This is a genomic window from Xanthomonas arboricola (assembly GCF_003353015.1).
Lineage (GTDB): Bacteria > Pseudomonadota > Gammaproteobacteria > Xanthomonadales > Xanthomonadaceae > Xanthomonas > Xanthomonas arboricola_E.
The window spans coordinates 10192-26560 of sequence record NZ_QREM01000001.1 but is presented as its reverse complement, the minus strand read 5'-3'; the positions used below and the strand labels follow the sequence as shown (position 1 = coordinate 26560).

Sequence of the window (16369 nt, the reverse complement as noted above, 5' to 3'; positions counted from 1 at the left end):
GTTGCCATATGCAGGACAGATAGCATGGAACTCCGCCACCTGCGCTACTTCCTGGCCGTCGCCGAAGAAGGCAACTTCACCCGGGCCGCAGCGCGCGTGGGGATTGGCCAGCCGCCGTTGAGCCAGCAGATCCAGGCGCTGGAGCGCGACCTGGGCACGCCGCTGTTCCGGCGCACCCACAGCGGCGCCGAGCTGACGCCGGCCGGCGAGGCGTTCCTGGTCGAGGTGCGCCGCGTGCTCGCCGACGTGGAGCGCGCCGCGGAAACCGCACGGCGGGTGGCGCGTGGCGAATCCGGCCGGCTGCGCCTGGGCTTCACCGCCTCGGCCGCGTTCAACCCGGTGGTGCCGCACCTGATCCGCGACTTTCGCCGGCAGTGGCCGCAGGTCGAACTGCTGCTGGAGGAAACCAACACCGCCGGTCTGCTGATGGCCCTGGCCGATGGCCGCCTGGACGCGGCCTTCGTGCGCTACGGCCTGAGCACGCCGCCCGACCTGCAGCTGCTGCGCTTTGCCGACGAACCGATGAAGATCGCCGTGCCCGCCGCGCATCGCCTGGCCGCCCGCGACAGCGCACCATTGGCGGCGCTGGCCGGCGAGCCGTTCATCCTGTTCCCGCGCAGCTTCGGTTCCAGCCTGTACGACGAAATCCTCGCCGCCTGCCGGCAATCCGGCGTGACCCTGCGCATCACCCAGGAGGCGCCGCAGATGTCGTCCATCGTCAACCTGGTCGCCGCCGAACTGGGCGTGTCGGTGGTGCCGGCCTCCACCGTGCAGTTGCAGCTGCCCGGCGTGCGCTATCTGGACATCGAAGGCCAGATGCCGCTGGCCAGGCTGGCCCTGGCAGTCGCGCCCGGCGCCCTGGACACCGCGCCGCTGGTCCAGCATCTGTGGGCGCTGGCGGAAGTGCTGTGAGCCCGGCTGATCTTGAGCCAACAGCACCACGGTTGTTGTAGGAGCGCACTTGTGCGCGATGTGGCTCTACCGGTAACGCCCTCGCGCACAAGTGCGCTCCTACCTGCCAACAGGCTGAAAGATGTTGGATATCGAAGGCCAGATGCCACTGGCCCGGCTCGCCCTGGCGGTGTCACCAGGTGCGTTGGATACCGCGCCGCTGGTGCGGCATCTGTGGGCACTGGCGGAAGTGCTTTAAGCGAGGTTGCGTTGCGCCAATAACAGCGAACGCACCGCGGCTGCTGTAGGAGCGCACCTGGGCGCGATGTGGCTGTCCCGGTAACGCCCTCGCGCACGAGTGCGCTCCTACCCGCAGGCAGGCTTACGTTGCTGGGTCGCGTTCCTCACCACCGGCTCTAGCGCTGGCTTTTTTGAGCCGACATCTGACTAACACACCCTGTCAGCTACACAAGCGACCGCTGATCTTGTAGAAGTGCGCATGCGCACGATGCGGCTGGCCTGCAGACATCATCGCGACTGAAGCCTCTGCCACAGACATCACGCGTCTCGCTATCGCTGGCAGATGCTCTACAGAATTCGAACACATCGCTTGACCTCAACCGCGATTGAGGGCGTTCAATGCCTGCACCTTCCATCACCTGCGCCCGCCATGCATCTTCGCCATCTATTGCTGCCCTGCCTGGACCCCGATCTCAGCGTGCGCTTCTATCGCGACGTGCTGCAGCTGCCGCAACACGGCCACAGCGTTCGCGTTGGCTGGAGCACGCTGGAATGCGTGCAGGCGCAGCAGCCGGTGGGCAGCGTGCACCTGGCGTTCAACGTGGCGCCCTCGCGCTTCGACGCCGCTGCGCAGTGGATCGGCGCGCGCAGCAACCTGCTTGCCGATCCGCACGGCCGCCGGCAGTTTCAACTCGATGGCGTCTGGCAATCACGTTCGGTGTACTTCGCCGGCCCCGATGGCGCGGTACTGGAGTTGATCGCGCGCCAGGCGGTGCAGGACGTGGTCACCGGCGACGGTGCGTTTCACGGCGAAGAACTGCTGTGCCTGAGCGAGATCGGGTTGCCCAGCAACGACGTCGCGGTGGTGACCAGCAGCGTCGCCCATCACTTCGGCGTGCGGCCATTTGCGCCGGCGGTCGAGGGCTTTGCCGCGCTGGGCAACGATGACGGCCTGTTGATCGTCGTCGACCAGGCACGCCGCTGGTTTCCGCAGCAACGACAGTTGCCGTGGGCCAGCGGCGTGCGGGTCAGCGTGGATGCGCCACAACCGGGGCTGCGCCTGCGCGATGCGCAGGGCTGGGAATTGCTGGCGGCGTGATTGCCCACGCCGCGCACCTCATGCCGCGGCTGCAGGCGCAGGCAGACGGAAAAATGCCCGCGCGGCAGCGGTGCTGTTGGCCGCCGTCAGTGCCACGTCCTCGCCACGATCGCGCGCGAGTTCTTCCACGATATGCGACAGGAACCTCGGCTCGTTGCGGCGGTCCTTGGGCATCGGCTTGAGCGTGCGCGGCAGCAGGTAGGGCGCATCGGTTTCGATCATCAGCCGGTTGGCCGGAATATTGCGCACCAGCTCGCGCAGATGCGCACCGCGGCGCTCGTCGCACAGCCAGCCGGTGATGCCGATGTAGTAGTCGCGGTCCAGGTACGCGAACAGTTCATCGCGGGTGCCGGTGAAGCAATGCACCACGGCCGGGCCGAGCCGGCCATCGAAGCTGCGCATGATCGACAGGAAATCGTCGTGCGCCTCGCGCTGGTGCAGGAACAGCGGTTTGCCGTTGTCGGCGGCCAATTGCAGCTGGCGCTCGAAGGCCTTGTGCTGGGCCGGACGCGGGGCGAAATCGCGAAAATAATCCAGCCCGCACTCGCCCACCGCCACCACCTGCGGATGCGCCTGCAGCGTGCGCATTTCGGCCTCGCATTCGGCGGTGAATTCCACGGCGTGGTGCGGGTGCACGCCAGCGGTGGCGTAGAGGAATCCGGGGTGCTGCCGGGCCAGCTGCAAGGCCTGTGGCGAATGCTCGCGGCTGGCGCCGGTGATCACCAGTTGTGCAACGCCTGCCTCGCGGGCGCGCTGCAACACTGCATCGCGGTCGCGGTCGAAGGAGTCGTGGGTGAGGTTGGCGCCGATATCGATCAACTGCATGCTGCACTGTCGCCTGAAAGAGCAGATGTGATTGTACTGGGTGCATGTTGCCCTCATCCGCCCTGCGGGCACCTTCTCCCGCAGGCGGGAGAAGGGAGACACGCTGCGCCAGCTGCGTGGTGTCGGCGGTGCCTGCGTGCGCATGACAGTCCCTGCAGGCCCTCATCCGCCCTGCGGGCACCTTCTCCCGCAGGCGGGAGAAGGGAGACACGCTGCGCCAGCTGCGTNACAGTCCCTGCAGGCCCTCATCCGCCCTGCGGGCACCTTCTCCCGCAGGCGGGAGAAGGGAGACACGCTGCGCCAGCTGCGTATTGTCGGCGGTGCCTGCGTGGTATCGGTGATACCTGCATGCCATCGGCCTGTACGAACGCACTGCCTTTCCCCTCTCCCGCCTGCGGGAGAGGGGCAGGGGTGAGGGCCGCGTGCGCAGCACACTCACCCCACCACCGGCACCGCCATCGCATCGATCTTCGCCGCCAACGCCTGGATCGTCAGCAGCGCCGAGCGCGAGAGCTGACGCTGCGGGGCCACGCACAATGCCAGCGTCATCGGCTTGGTGAGATGGCGGCGGAACGGCACGAACGCCAGGCGGCCGTCGGCCACATCCGGCGCCGCATCCAGCCACGACATCAGGCCCACGCCGGCACCGGCGCGCACCAGCCCGCGCAGCGTGCGCACGTCGTTGCAGTGGGTCAGCCGCTTCACGTCGATGTGCTGGCGCTGGTACAGCACCTTGGCATGCTCGCCGACGATCAACGGCGCGGCCGGCAGCAGCAGGCGATGCTCCAGCGTCTCGCTCAGCTGCAGCTCGGTGCGGGTGCTGAGCGGGTGGCCGACCGGCATCGCAATGCCCAGCGGGATGTCGGCAAAGGCGCGCACCTCCAGGTCCACACTGCTCACCGGATCCAGCAGCAGGCCGATGTCCACATCGGCCGAGGTCACCATTTCCATCACCCGCTGGTTGGGTGCGGTGGACAGGTTGAAGGTGATGCCGGGGTACTCCTGCACCAGTGCCGCCACTGCCGCCGGCACCACGCCCTCGCTGAGCGCATCGATCATGGCGATCTCCACATGCCCGCGGCGCAGCCCCTTGAGCTCGTCGAAGCGCTCCAGCGTGCGGGCGTACGCCTTCTCCCAGCCGCGCACGTCCACCAGCAACAGCTCGCCGGCGGCGGTCAGGCGCAGCCGGCCGGGCAGACGCTCGAACAGCTGCGCGCCCAGCTCTTCCTCGGCCTTGAGGATCTGCCGGTCGATCGCCGAGGCCGACACGTGCAGCACCTCCGAGGCCTTGCGGATGCTGCCGCAGCGGGCCACTTCGATGAAGTAACGGGTGAAGCGGGAAAAGGTCAGCATGCGGCAGGGCCCGGTTGGCGTTGCATTTTTTGCAATGGCTTGGCTGAAAATCGATGTTTGATAACACACCCCCGGCTTCCTAGAGTCAATCCGGCACCGCTCCCGCCCTCCGCCAGAGACTGGATCCATGGATGTCGCCGTTCCCGCCCTGCCGCTGCACTGCACCTTCGACGCTGCCGACTGGCAGCGCCTGGCCCAGCACTGGCACGCGGTGGCGCTGAGCAGCGAAGTGGGCGAGGCGCCCTTCAAGGCCACCCTGCTGGACGAGCCGCTGGTGCTGTACCGGCTGGGCGGGGAGCTGGTGGCCGCGCGCGATGTCTGCCCGCACCGCGGCGTGCCGCTGAGCATGGGCACCGCCGATGGCGGCGGCGTGGTCTGCGCCTACCACGGGCTGCGCTTCGGCGCGGGCGGGCGCTGCAACCACATCCCGGCCAGTCCCAACCAGAACATCCCGGCCAAGATGCGCCTGCACACCTATGCGGTGGCCGAGCGCTACGGCCTGATCTGGGTGTGCCTGGCCAAACCGGCCGGCGTCGGCGAAGCCGAGGTGCAGATCCCGCCGATGCCGGGCTGGGACGAGGAGGGTTTCCAGCAGATCGTCTGCCCGGCGTTCGACATCGGCGGCAGTGCCGCGCGCCAGCTGGAAGGCTTCATCGACGTGGCGCATTTCGCCTTCGTGCACACCGCCACCTTTGCCCAGCCGGACAAGCGCGAGGTGCCGGCCTACACCACCACCGAAACGCCGACCGGCTTCAATGCCGACTATCTGAGCTCGGTGGCCAATTATTCGGTGGACATGCCGCTGCCGGACGTGGACCCCAACTTCCAGTGGCTGCGCCATTTCGAAGTGCACCTGCCGTTCACCGCCACCCTCACCATCCACTTCCCGGTGCCGGGCAAGCGGCTGGTGATCATGAACGCGGCCAGCCCGGTGTCCAAGCACAAGACGCGCCTGCTGGTGCCGATTGCGCGCAACTTCGACACCCACCTGCCGGTGGAGGACGTGCACGCCTTCAACCTGCGCGTGTTCGAGGAAGACCGCGCCATGGTCGAGGCGCAGCGTCCCGAATACCTGCCGCTGGACCCGCTGCTGGAGGTACATATCCCGGCCGACCGCAGCTCCATCGCCTACCGCCGTGGCTTGCGCAGCCAGGGCTATAGCGACTTCTTCCTGCGCTGACCGCCGAGGAGCACGCCATGCAATTGCACGAGGTGCGCGTTGCCGAGGTGGTCGACCAGGGCCACCGCCAACGCGCGATCCGGCTGGAGCCGGTCGGCGCGCAATTGCCGGCCTTCGAGGCCGGCGCGCACGTGGACCTGCATCTGCCCGACGGCATGATCCGCCAGTATTCGATCGCCAGCGCGCCGCACGTGCGCGACCACTATCTGCTGTGCGTGAAGCTGGCCGACGCCTCGCGTGGCGGCTCGCGGCATCTGTGCGAGCAGCTGAGCACCGGCGATCGCCTGCGCATCTCCACGCCGCGCAACCTGTTTCCCCTGCATCCGGGCGAGCGCCACGTCCTGCTGGCCGCCGGCATCGGCATCACCCCGCTGCTGTCGATGGCCGAAGCGCTGGAAGCGCGCGGCGAGCCCTTCGTGCTGCATTACTACGCGCGCCGGCACGCCGATGTGGCGTTCGGGCAGCGGCTGCAGCAGGGCTTCACGCATGGCCAGGTGCAGGTGCATCTGAGCGATGGCGGTGAAAGCCCGCGCGTGCATGTGCCCGGGGAACTGGCACAGGCGCGTGCGCGCGACCAGCTGTACCTGTGCGGGCCGGCTGCCTTCATGGACCACTTCACGGCGCTCGCCAAGGCACACGGCTGGACCGCGGAGCAACTGCACCGCGAACACTTCGCCGCTGCCGAAACCAGCCTGGCGCACGCTGCCGACAGCGCCTTCGAAGTCGAGCTGGCCGCCAGCGGCCGCGTGGTGCAGGTGCCGGCCGACTGCAGCATCGCCAGCGCCCTGCTGGATGCCGGCATCGAAGTACCGCTGTCCTGCGAGCAAGGCATGTGCGGCGCCTGCCTGACCGGCGTGATTGCCGGCACGCCCGACCACCGCGACAGTGTGCTCAGCGACAGCGAGCACGCGCAGAACCGGCAGATCACGCTGTGCTGTTCGCGTAGCCGCACGCCGCGGCTGGTGCTGGCTCTTTGAGACCGTCCGTGTGTGGCGGATGCCGGTGCAGCGCTGCCGCGGCTGCGGATCGTCGGGTCTGCCGACGGTCCTGCCGGGGCGGTCGGTAAGCGCCGCACATGTCGACGCGTTGTGCCATCGATCGACACGACCTGCACGCCGCAGCACCTCTTCAGCACATCGCGCGCCGGGTGCGGCAGACGGCTCGGGCGCTGCAGTGCGCCTGTTGGCGCTGCGCTGGGTCCGGCGTCAGGCCGGGCATGCCGATGCGCAGCGTCGCGTGGAAAGGCGCGCACGGCGCGACACGGAAAGCCCGCTGCCACCCATGGCGATCGGCCGGCACCTCTGGACCGGCAGGCGGCCGCTCCCCAGGCAGCGCGCTACAGCGCACGGTCAAGCCGGCGGCGGTGATATGAGCGGTTGCCTCATGCCGCCTGGCGCTGGCTTGCAACCTCAACCAGCCGCCCGCCGACCGACACGCCCCTGCGCGTCGGCGAACAAACGGCGCGGACGCTGGCCGTCCACCCCGCTGCAAGGCATGCTTCGCGTCCACCGGCGGCATGATTGCGCCATTGTTTTTTCTTTCCGAGTTCTCCATCGCATGTCCTTCGTTCATCGCAGCCTGCTTGTGGCGTTATGCGTCCTGTTGCCCACCACCGCGCCGGCACGCAGCCAGGCCACGCCTGCACAGCAACGCGAGCAGCAGGTGGCGCAGCTGTTGCGCGCCGCCACCGATCACCCCGCGCAGCTGCGTGCCTGGCTGCAGGCGATGCCCAAGGGCGGCGACCTGCACAACCATCTGTCCGGCTCGGTGTATGCCGAGGACTACCTGCAATGGGCCAGCGACGATGGCGCCTGCGTGCAGCTGGACGACCTGAGCCTGCGCGCGCCGCCGTGCGCCAAGGGCCAGGAGCCCGCACGCGAGCTGGCCACGCGCAATGCCGCGTTGTATGGCCGGGTGGTGGATGCCCTGTCGATGCGCAAGTTCCTGCCCAGCTCCTCGCAGCCCACCGGACACGACCAGTTCTTCAGCACCTTCGGCAAGTTCGACGCGGTGGTGCAGGCGCACGTTGCCGACACCGTGGCCGCGGTGCTGGATCAGGCCGCGCGCGACCGCGTGCCGTATGTGGAAATCATCGCCAACCCGCCCCAGATGGACCAGGCGGCAACACAGATGCAGTCCCTGCCCTGGAACGGAGACGACGACGCGGCCAACCTGCGCGCCCTGCAGGATGCCTTGCCGCCGCTGGTGCAGGCGGCACAACGCGCGCTTGCCGACACCGATGCCCAGGTGCGACGCGTGCTGCACTGCGACCAGCCCACTGCACGTCCCGGCTGCCAGGTGACGTATCGCTACGTGCCTTATGTGCTGCGCGTGTTGCCGCAGCCGATGGTGTTCGGGCAGATGGCGCTGGCGCACGCGCTGATCGCCGCCGGCGGCAGCCGCGCGGTGGCGTTGAACATCGTCGCGCCCGAAGACAACCCGGTGGCGCTGGCCGATTACACCCGCCACATGGCGATGTTCCGCTTCTTCGCCGCGCGCTATCCCGACGTGCCGCTGTCCCTGCATGCCGGCGAGCTGGCGCTGGGCCTGGTACCACCGGCGCAACTGCGCTCGCACATCCGCCAGGCGGTGGATGTCGGTGCACGCCGCATCGGGCACGGCGTGGACCTGCCCTACGAAGACGACGTCGATGGACTGCTGCAGCGCATGCGCGACCAACAGGTCGCGGTGGAGATCAACCTCACCAGCAACGATGTGATCCTTGGCGTCAAAGGCGCCGCACATCCGCTGGCGATGTATCTGCGCGCCGGCGTGCCGGTGGTGCTGTCCACCGACGATGCCGGCGTCTCCCGCGCGGACATGACCCACGAGTATCAACGCGCGATGCAGGAACAGGGCATCGATTACCCCACGCTCAAGCAGCTGGCCCGCAATGGCCTGACCTACAGCTTCCTGCCGGGCACCAGCCTGTGGGATGCCGACGGTAACGCTGCGCAGGCCTGCGCCACCGCGTTGCAGCGCGACACCGATGATGCTGCCTGTCGAGCATTCCGCCAGGGCAGCGAGAAGGCACGGCTGCAATGGCAGCTGGAAACCGACCTGGCTCAGTACGAGCGCGCGCTGCTGCATGTAGGAGCGCGCCCGAGCGCGAACGGGCTTTCCCGGTAAGGCCGCGTCGCGCGCCAGCGCGCTCCTACAAACGCAGCTTCCGCTGCAATGCATTCCCTTCCCTCCCTGACCACAGCGCAATGACTCACCCGCACTCCGTTTCATCCAAACGCCGCGTCATTCTCGAAGACGATATCGATGGCTTCACGCCTGCGCAGCTGCTGCTGTTGCAGTCGCCCGAGGTCGAGGTGCTGGGCATCAGCGCGGTCAGCGGCAACATCTGGCGCGACGAGGTGCTGGCGCATACCTGCCGCCTGCTGGAACTGGCCGGCCATCCCCACATCCCCGTGCTGCCCGGCCCGGTGCATCCGCTGCTCAACAGCGAACTGGCCACCGAGCGCTGGGAAGCGCTCTACGGCAAGCTGGTCTGGAAAGGTGCCTGGACCAGGCACTGGGTGGATGGCGACACCGTGCAGAGCGCGCCGCGCTATCACGCCCACGACGTGGTGCCCGACCTGCCGCTGGGCAATCCCGGCGCGGTGCGCCCGAGCGACGAGCCCGCCGCGTTGTTCATGCTGCGGATGGTGCGCCAGTATCCGGGCGAGGTGAGCATCATTGCCACCGGCCCGTTGACCAACCTGGCACTCGCACAATCGCTGGATCCGGCCTTCGCCACGCTGGCGCGCGAGCTGGTCTACATGGGCGGCAGCCTCAACCCGCGGCAGCAACGCAACAGCGTCAGCGCAGCGCAGTTCGCGCGCGAATTCGTCAACTCGCCACGCCGCGAATTCAATATCCGCTGGGATCCGGAAGCGGCCAGCATCGTCATGCGCGCACCCTGGCGCAAGATCACCATGGTGCCGGTGGATCCATCGACCGCGACCGAACTCAGCCCCGACCTGCTTGCGCGCATGAGCGCGGCCGATACCAGCATCGGCCACGCATTGCGCCGCCGCGAACCGGGCTTCCCGATGTGGGACGAGCTGGCCACCGCGGTGTGGCTGCGCCCGCAGCTGGCGACGCGGACCGAGACGCTCTATGTCGATACCAACACCGCCTTCGACGCGGGCTACGGCGATATCCTGTCGTGGGCGCCGGGTTATCAGCCGGGCCTGGGCGAGCAGGCGCAGACCGTGGTGCACGCGGTGGATGTACCGGCGTTCGAGCAATTGCTGGTCGACCACCTCACTGCGCCGCAACCACCGGCAGTCGGATTGCCGCTCCCCCTTCTCCCATCGGGAGAAGGTGCCCGCAGGGCGGATGAGGGTACGGCAACCGAGAAAAACGCTGCGCCAGTTGAGTAGGTGGCAAGCAAACTAAACAAGCGCCCGATAACCCCCACCTGGCGGGGCACCCTCACCCCAACCCCTCTCCCGAGGGAGAGGGGCTTGAAACCACGCCACCTGAGACGAAACGCCTGCACCGCCCTGCTGCGAGCTTGGATCAAGCATCTACACAGGCGTGCACGTGCAGAGTCGTATACCTGCACAGCGACACACCCGCAGTTGCAAGCTCACCCGCAAGGCAGGGCAAGGCGATGCCCCGCCTCCGCACCACTCCCCGCTCCCAACAAGGTGACCCCATGCAACTCCCAGCGCAGTGGCAGGCCGGCATCGATCGCAATACCGAGGTGCTGCGTGGCCACGCGCAGTTGCTCGCCAGCTTCAACGCCCCGCGCCCCGCCGCGCCGGACACCACCACGCCGCGCGGTCTGATCGCCTCCATCGTCAGCACCACCCGCAGCCAGCCCACGCTGGCCGCGCGCCATGCCACCCAGACGCTGACGCGCATCCACCAGGCCAACGACCGCCTGCGCGCGATCACCCGCCTGCTGCCCGCGCGCGCCGCCGCCGATGCTGCGCGCGTGCAGGCCGCGCTGGCCGGTGGCAGCGACGGCGGTGCGCTGGCCGGCGTGCCGTTCGTGGTCAAGGACCTGTTCGACGTCGCCGGCCAGGTCACCACCGCCGGCGCGCTCATGCGCGCGCAGTGCGCGCCCGCCGGCCGCGATGCGGCCGTGGTGCAACGGCTGAGCGATGCCGGCGCGGTGCTGGTCGGCACCGCCAACATGGACGAGTTCGCCTACGGCTTTGCCACCGTCAACGCGCACTACGGCACCACCGCCAACCCGCACGATCACCTCCATCTGGCCGGCGGCTCCTCGGGCGGCTCGGCCGCCGCAGTGGCCGCCGGGCTGGTGCCGTTCGCGCTGGGCTCGGACACCAACGGCTCCATCCGCGTGCCGGCCGCGCTGTGCGGCGTGTACGGCCTGCGTCCCACGCACGGCGCGCTGCCGCTGGAGGGCGTGTTCGGCTTCGTCGATGCGCTGGATGTGGTCGGCCCGTTCGCCACCTCCATTGCCGACCTGCGCCGCGTCTACGAAGTGATGCTGGGCCGGCCACTGCCCCACTGCACTGCCGGCAACTTGCGCATCGCCCGCCTGGGCGGCTGGTTCCAGCGCAACCTGGATCCGGCGCTGGACGCCGGCCTGGGCGCATTGCTCACCGCCTGCAATAGCACCGCCCTCATCGAACTCCCCGACGCAGAGCGCGCCCGCGCCGCCGCCTTCGTGCTCACCGCCGCCGAGGGCGGCCACCGCCATCGCGCCGGCCTGGGCACACAGGCCGAGCAGTTCGACCCGGCCACCCGCGACCGCCTGCTCGCCGGCCTGCAACTGCCCGCCAGCGCGGTGGCCGATGCGCACCGCTTCGCGCAGTGGTTTGGCGCCGCCATGCAACGGCTCTGGGACGCGGTGGATGTGTTGATTGCGCCGGCCACACCCTGCGTGGCACCGCGCATCGACCAGGACAGCATCCAGATCGACGGCCTGCCGGTATCCGCCCGCGCCAACCTGGGCATCTTCACCCAGCCGCTCGGCCTGGCCGCCTGCCCGGTGCTGGCCGCACCGTTGCCGCGCCCCGGCCGCCTGCCGCTGGGCGTGCAACTGATTGCCGCACCCGGCCGCGAAGACCGCCTGTTCGCGCTGGCCGCGCACCTCGAACGCGACGGCCTGCTCGCCTTCAGCCCGCCGGCGGAGACACGCTGATGCTGCATACCTTGCGCGCACGCCGCGGCATGGTCGTAGCCCCGCATCACCTTGCCGCGCAGGCCGGGCGCGATGTGCTGCGCGACGGCGGCAACGCCATCGAAGCGGCCGTCGCCACCGCCGCCTGCCTGGCCGTGGTCTACCCGCACATGACCGGCATCGGTGGCGACGGCTTCTGGCTGATCCACGACCCCGACGGCCGCGTGCACGCCATCGACGCCTGCGGCCGTGCCGCGCAGGCCGCAACCCTGGATTTCTATCGCGGCCACGGCAGCATTCCGTGGCGCGGCCCGGGCGCGGCCAATACCGTCGCCGGCACCGTCTCCGGCTGGGCGCTGGCCCTGCAACAGGCAGGCGGCGGCCTGTCGCTGCAGCGCCTGTTGCAGGACGCCATCCACCACGCCGGCGCCGGCGTGCCGGTCACGCTGGGCGGTGCGCAGATCGCCGCCAGCAAGAGCGCCGAACTGCGCGTCCAACCCGGCGCCTACGCCGGCATCTTCGAACCCAACGGCACGCCGCTGTATGAAGGCGCACTGCTGCAACAACCGCAACTCGCACGCACCCTGCAGCAACTCGCCGACCAGGGCCTGGACAGTTTCTATCGCGGCGCACTGGCCGAGGACATCGCCGCCGACCTGCAGGCGCTCGGCAGCCCGCTGCGCGCGCACGATCTTGCAAGTCATCGTGCCGAGCCCAGCGTCCCGCTCTCGGTCGCCATCCACGGCGCACGCCTCTACAACCACGCGCCGCCCACGCAAGGCCTCGCCTCGCTGCTGATCCTGGCCGTGTCCGATCGCCTGCAGGCCGAACACCCCGACAGCTATGCGCACCTGCACGGCCTGGTCGAAGCCACCAAACAGGCCTTCCTGATCCGCGACGCGCACCTCGGCGACCCCGCCTGGATGACGCTGGACGCACAGGCGCTGCTGGACGACAACGCCGCGCTCGACGCGCTCGCCGCCCGCATCGACATGCGCAGCGCACTGCCCTGGCCGCAGCCCTCGCAGGCCGGCGACACCGTCTGGTTCGGCGCCATCGACGCGCACGGCCGCGCGGTCAGCTGCATCCAGTCCACCTATTTCGAATTCGGCTCCGGCCTGGTGCTGCCGCGCACCGGCATCACCTGGCAGAACCGTGGCTGCAGCTTCCGCCTCGCCGCCGACGGCTGGAACGCGCTCGCCCCGGGCCGCAAACCCTTCCACACCCTCAACCCTGCCCTGGCCACCTTCGACGACGGCCGCGTCATGGCCTACGGCACCATGGGCGGCGAAGGCCAGCCACAAACCCAGGCCGCGATCTTCTCCCGCTACGCGCGTTTCGGCATGCCGCTGCAACAGGCCATCACCGCACCACGCTGGCTGCTCGGCCGCACCTGGGGCGAAGACAGCACGTCGCTGAAGCTGGAAGACCGCTTTGATCCGGCACTGGTGCAGGCACTGCGCGATGCCGGGCATGCGGTGGAGCTATTGCCTGCCTACACCTCGGTGATGGGACACGCAGGCGCGCTGGTGCGTGAAGTGAACGGCGTGCTCAGCGGGGCAAGCGATCCGCGATCCGACGGTGCGGTGGCTGGGTGGTGAACCGCCGCGCCTTTCTCACCCACTTATAATCTCACTACCGTATTTCAATAATCAACATCATTTTCGAATAGGCTTGTGATGTAAATTATTCCATCAACATTTTTTCTGAAAGACGATAAATCAAATTTTTCGAGCCTGATTCGCAGCCTTTCCACTACGTCATAACGCCCGGTGGAATTACGATCGAAGAATCTTCCAATTGCTGAGCTGTAATTAGCCGAATCAGACGAGCTGGCATATAGATTTTTGAATTCAGATATATACATTCCGGTCGGCAGGCCATCAACACCATCGAAGTTAAGGCTCGAACTTGTAGGCTCCCCCAGATTAACATTACGACTCATTGTATTCAGACTATCGTATCTATTTCTGTCGAAATACTTCATTGCAGAAAGGAAAGCAACTATCGGCGGGAAGCAGTTCGCTCCAGCACCAGAAGTACGAATACTGGCACACATTGAGGCGAAAGATTGAGCTTGATCTCTAAGGGACATATTCGCCACCTGAGCGATATCCTCGAACGCCACGGCTGCTTCGAGCAAATTTACGCCTAGCCAGTTCAATTGAAAGCTATCGTAGTCACCATTGTTAATCCTATGTCGAACAGATGACCATGAAGCCAGATCAGCGCCTTTAATTTTAAACTGATTCCGTAATACTGAATTGAATTGCTTAGCATTAGGCACCGGAAGTCTAAATTCAAAGTCAAAAAATCTACGTAAATACTCTTCACCGCTCGCTGTACCGCCATAGACCGATCTAACTGCCTCAGGAAGATTTTTTCCATCAGTAGCGATCACGAATATGAAGCCTTTAATTTCAAAGAGGTGCTTGACTCGCTCAAGCATACTTATTGCATAGCTTGGCTTGCATCGATCCAATTCATCGATGATGATCACTACTTTCCCCCCATCTATAAGTGACCTCCCACTACGTTCTAAAAGTTTATCTCTAACCCATGCGAGCCTATCTTCAAAAGATTTGTGAGCTTCTCGCTTCGCGTTCTCGGCCTCTAAATATTTAGAACCAATATCAAAGAAAGAAGAAGCAATTGAACCAAGAGGCACGCCTCCCGCAGCAACGTTGACAATGGGCGCAGCAACAGATGCCAATGGTTTTATCAGTGTAGCTGCGTAACCAAACCATTCCTTACGTTTTTTCTCATCTCTTTCTTCAATACCGACAGAATTCAAAGCCTCGTTCATCGCTCCTATTAATGCAAAGACAGGATCATCGTGCAGATCATTCCGCCACGCATCGACGCGAACAACAGGTATTCTCTCTATCTCCAGTGCCGCACCAACTCTTTTCAAAAAAATTGATTTTCCGGAGCCCCAAGCTCCGTGTACTGATATGACATAGGGCTGATCAAGATTTTTTATCAGCTGAACAAGAGTCTTACCCGGAATTTTTCGTTCAAGCACATCCTCAGCCCAAGGCCCACTACTCAGATCAACATCAGAGGAAATTTTTGCAAGCTCCATTATCGGCTCCGATTGCTAGGACACCTCGTACTTTAACTGACACGGCGACTCATTTAATGTTGAGCTCGTTTTATTGGCAAAGAGGATTTTCAGAGCCAACTTTGCAGACCACTCCTACAGCCGTACTGTCTAATCAACCGCTCGCCTTCACTTAGTGCGCTTTAGGATCGCATTACGCCTCCCAGGACTGAGGTGATGACTGAAATAACTTTGATCTTTTGACTAATGCCATAGCCCCCTTACCACCTCTTGAGTTCAGCAGCGCGGCGTTGAGGTTGAAGAATGTATTTCTATCTTGCGATTAGTGCACTGTCGCGTGGCGCAACTGCACTGCGGCGGCAATGTGAGCAGCAACCAAATCTAGCAGCCGCGCGATCAAAGAGCTCGTGCAACAGCACAAGCTAGCGCTGAGGATCAAGACTCCAACCAGGGCAGGCCAACAAGGGAAACATGTCATAGACTCTGGGCATGCTCTCCAAGGCGACGATGGCGGACTCAACCACGCTGATCACTGGACAGGACGTACTTGCTTTCTTGGGCATGCATGGCGATGTGTAGCTACTTCGCCGCACTTATTTCGACAGACGCATCAACCCTTCCACCAAGGAGAGCCACATGACAGAGCAAGAAGACAACCAACCGAGCCTGGAAGACGTCAAGCTGGCGTTTGACGGCCAGAGCCTGGATTGGTATCTGCAGAAGCTGGTCGCAACCGTCAACAGCTCGAACGTGCAGTTCGGCATCACGCTGTTTGTCGAGGGCATCATCGTGTCCGGCCAGCTGGTCAGCGGCAAGCAGTACTTCGAGGCGTTTGCGCAGGAATTCTCTGCCGCCTACCCCGGCGATGCCGAGGAAAAAGAGGATATCCGTCGTGCGTTTGCCAGCCACGCCAGCATCTACGACACCGAGGAAGATGCGCAAAGCAGCCGCCCGCCGCAGTTCATTCACCTGATCGACTCGCGTTGCTTCTCGCCCGGCGGCCAACCCCTGCCCAGCAACCGTGGCGTGCTCTGGCGCGGCAAGGTCAATGCCGTGTCCGGCTTCACCCTTGGATCGCTGTCGGCAGATTGAGCCTGACAAGTTCCGCGATGGTGTGAGGTGCTCGTCATCTCACATCGGACTGTTGGAGATAACGCCAGAAGTCCGCCACGACGGCACAACAACCACACACGCTTGCGCTTGCTAACAACGGTGCGCTCGCCAACGTCTTCCGTTGTCTCTCGGCATCAGACCGGCGCTGCTCGATGGCAGCAGCACCGGCCATGCGGCAATACCTACGCAGACACCTTGGGTGTGCGCCGCGAGAGGGAGCCAAGCACTGCCTCTGGCGTCGTTGCGTGGCACGGGCCGACATCCGCGCAATGCGCGCCGCAACGTGCGATCACCATCCCTCACGGCTGTAAACGATCGCCACGCCCTGCAACCAGTGACGCGGCCAGCAGCAACATGCTGGCACCGACAAAGGTGGCGCCGATCGACACATGATCCAGTAGCACGCCGCCCGCGGCACTGTCGACTCCCCGTAAAATTGGTCCATCCATAGTTAGAGGTCTCCGGGCACACTAGCCACCAAGGAGACCAGCGATGCGCAAGAGCAAGTTCACC

General features: G+C 65.6%; 12 protein-coding genes and 1 pseudogene. 10 read left to right on the top strand and 3 right to left on the bottom strand.

Going from position 1 to position 16369, the window contains the following annotated elements; translation table 11 throughout:
• The first annotated feature begins 24 nt into the window (after positions 1 to 24).
• From C0541_RS00125 to C0541_RS00115, 3 genes and pseudogenes are all read left to right on the top strand, one after another.
• Positions 25 to 912: a LysR family transcriptional regulator gene (locus C0541_RS00125; RefSeq protein ID WP_115045180.1), complete on the top strand. Its 888-nt coding sequence runs from the start codon at positions 25 to 27 to the stop codon at positions 910 to 912.
• A 118-nt stretch (positions 913 to 1030) separates the two neighbouring features.
• A pseudogene (locus C0541_RS21605) lies at positions 1031 to 1150 on the top strand (LysR family transcriptional regulator); the annotation flags it as partial.
• A 411-nt stretch (positions 1151 to 1561) separates the two neighbouring features.
• Entirely contained in the window at positions 1562 to 2230 is a 669-nt protein-coding gene (locus C0541_RS00115; protein WP_115045179.1) for a hypothetical protein, read from the top strand.
• An 18-nt stretch (positions 2231 to 2248) separates the two neighbouring features.
• Here C0541_RS00115 and C0541_RS00110 read toward each other — a convergent pair whose 3' ends face one another.
• The gene (locus C0541_RS00110; RefSeq protein ID WP_115045178.1) at positions 2249 to 3055 is read right to left on the bottom strand and encodes a TatD family hydrolase; all 807 of its coding nucleotides are present in this window, start codon (positions 3053 to 3055) and stop codon (positions 2249 to 2251) included.
• 435 nt (positions 3056 to 3490) lie between these two features.
• Positions 3491 to 4408, bottom strand: coding sequence for a LysR family transcriptional regulator (locus C0541_RS00105; protein ID WP_115045177.1), 918 nt, complete (start codon positions 4406 to 4408; stop codon positions 3491 to 3493).
• 127 nt (positions 4409 to 4535) lie between these two features.
• On the opposite strand from C0541_RS00105, the gene C0541_RS00100 reads away from it, so the two are divergent.
• The 6 genes from C0541_RS00100 to C0541_RS00075 all read left to right on the top strand — a co-directional run bounded on the left by C0541_RS00100 (position 4536) and on the right by C0541_RS00075 (position 13280).
• A complete protein-coding gene (locus C0541_RS00100; protein WP_115045176.1) occupies positions 4536 to 5588 on the top strand; it encodes an aromatic ring-hydroxylating oxygenase subunit alpha in 1053 nt (350 codons plus the stop codon).
• A 17-nt stretch (positions 5589 to 5605) separates the two neighbouring features.
• A complete protein-coding gene (locus C0541_RS00095; RefSeq protein WP_161959802.1) occupies positions 5606 to 6565 on the top strand; it encodes a PDR/VanB family oxidoreductase in 960 nt (319 codons plus the stop codon).
• 580 nt (positions 6566 to 7145) lie between these two features.
• Positions 7146 to 8717: an adenosine deaminase family protein gene (locus C0541_RS00090; RefSeq protein WP_115045174.1), complete on the top strand. Its 1572-nt coding sequence runs from the start codon at positions 7146 to 7148 to the stop codon at positions 8715 to 8717.
• A gap of 80 nt (positions 8718 to 8797) precedes the next feature.
• Positions 8798 to 9961: a nucleoside hydrolase gene (locus C0541_RS00085; RefSeq protein ID WP_115045173.1), complete on the top strand. Its 1164-nt coding sequence runs from the start codon at positions 8798 to 8800 to the stop codon at positions 9959 to 9961.
• A 278-nt stretch (positions 9962 to 10239) separates the two neighbouring features.
• A complete protein-coding gene (locus C0541_RS00080) occupies positions 10240 to 11700 on the top strand; it encodes an AtzE family amidohydrolase (protein WP_115045172.1) in 1461 nt (486 codons plus the stop codon).
• Complete coding sequence (locus C0541_RS00075; protein ID WP_115045171.1) at positions 11700 to 13280, top strand: gamma-glutamyltransferase family protein; 1581 nt, start codon at positions 11700 to 11702, stop codon at positions 13278 to 13280. The genes C0541_RS00080 and C0541_RS00075 overlap by 1 nt, the downstream gene beginning before the upstream one ends.
• A 44-nt stretch (positions 13281 to 13324) precedes the next feature.
• Here C0541_RS00075 and C0541_RS00070 read toward each other — a convergent pair whose 3' ends face one another.
• Positions 13325 to 14764 (bottom strand): KAP family P-loop NTPase fold protein, encoded by a 1440-nt coding sequence (locus tag C0541_RS00070; protein ID WP_115045170.1) that lies wholly within the window; start codon positions 14762 to 14764, stop codon positions 13325 to 13327.
• Positions 14765 to 15379: 615 nt separating this feature from the next.
• Between C0541_RS00070 and gvpU the strand changes: the two genes are divergently transcribed.
• Positions 15380 to 15835, top strand: coding sequence for a gas vesicle accessory protein GvpU (gene gvpU, locus C0541_RS00065; protein WP_039528928.1), 456 nt, complete (start codon positions 15380 to 15382; stop codon positions 15833 to 15835).
• Positions 15836 to 16369: the final 534 nt, after the last annotated feature.

Coding starts and splice junctions, on each gene's coding strand:
- C0541_RS00125 (WP_115045180.1), top strand. CDS start 25: ATGGAACTCCGCCACCTGCGCTACTTCCTGGCCGTCGCCGAAGAAGGC.
- C0541_RS00115 (WP_115045179.1), top strand. CDS start 1,562: ATGCATCTTCGCCATCTATTGCTGCCCTGCCTGGACCCCGATCTCAGC.
- C0541_RS00110 (WP_115045178.1), bottom strand. CDS start 3,055: ATGCAGTTGATCGATATCGGCGCCAACCTCACCCACGACTCCTTCGAC.
- C0541_RS00105 (WP_115045177.1), bottom strand. CDS start 4,408: ATGCTGACCTTTTCCCGCTTCACCCGTTACTTCATCGAAGTGGCCCGC.
- C0541_RS00100 (WP_115045176.1), top strand. CDS start 4,536: ATGGATGTCGCCGTTCCCGCCCTGCCGCTGCACTGCACCTTCGACGCT.
- C0541_RS00095 (WP_161959802.1), top strand. CDS start 5,606: ATGCAATTGCACGAGGTGCGCGTTGCCGAGGTGGTCGACCAGGGCCAC.
- C0541_RS00090 (WP_115045174.1), top strand. CDS start 7,146: ATGTCCTTCGTTCATCGCAGCCTGCTTGTGGCGTTATGCGTCCTGTTG.
- C0541_RS00085 (WP_115045173.1), top strand. CDS start 8,798: ATGACTCACCCGCACTCCGTTTCATCCAAACGCCGCGTCATTCTCGAA.
- C0541_RS00080 (WP_115045172.1), top strand. CDS start 10,240: ATGCAACTCCCAGCGCAGTGGCAGGCCGGCATCGATCGCAATACCGAG.
- C0541_RS00075 (WP_115045171.1), top strand. CDS start 11,700: ATGCTGCATACCTTGCGCGCACGCCGCGGCATGGTCGTAGCCCCGCAT.
- C0541_RS00070 (WP_115045170.1), bottom strand. CDS start 14,764: ATGGAGCTTGCAAAAATTTCCTCTGATGTTGATCTGAGTAGTGGGCCT.
- gvpU (WP_039528928.1), top strand. CDS start 15,380: ATGACAGAGCAAGAAGACAACCAACCGAGCCTGGAAGACGTCAAGCTG.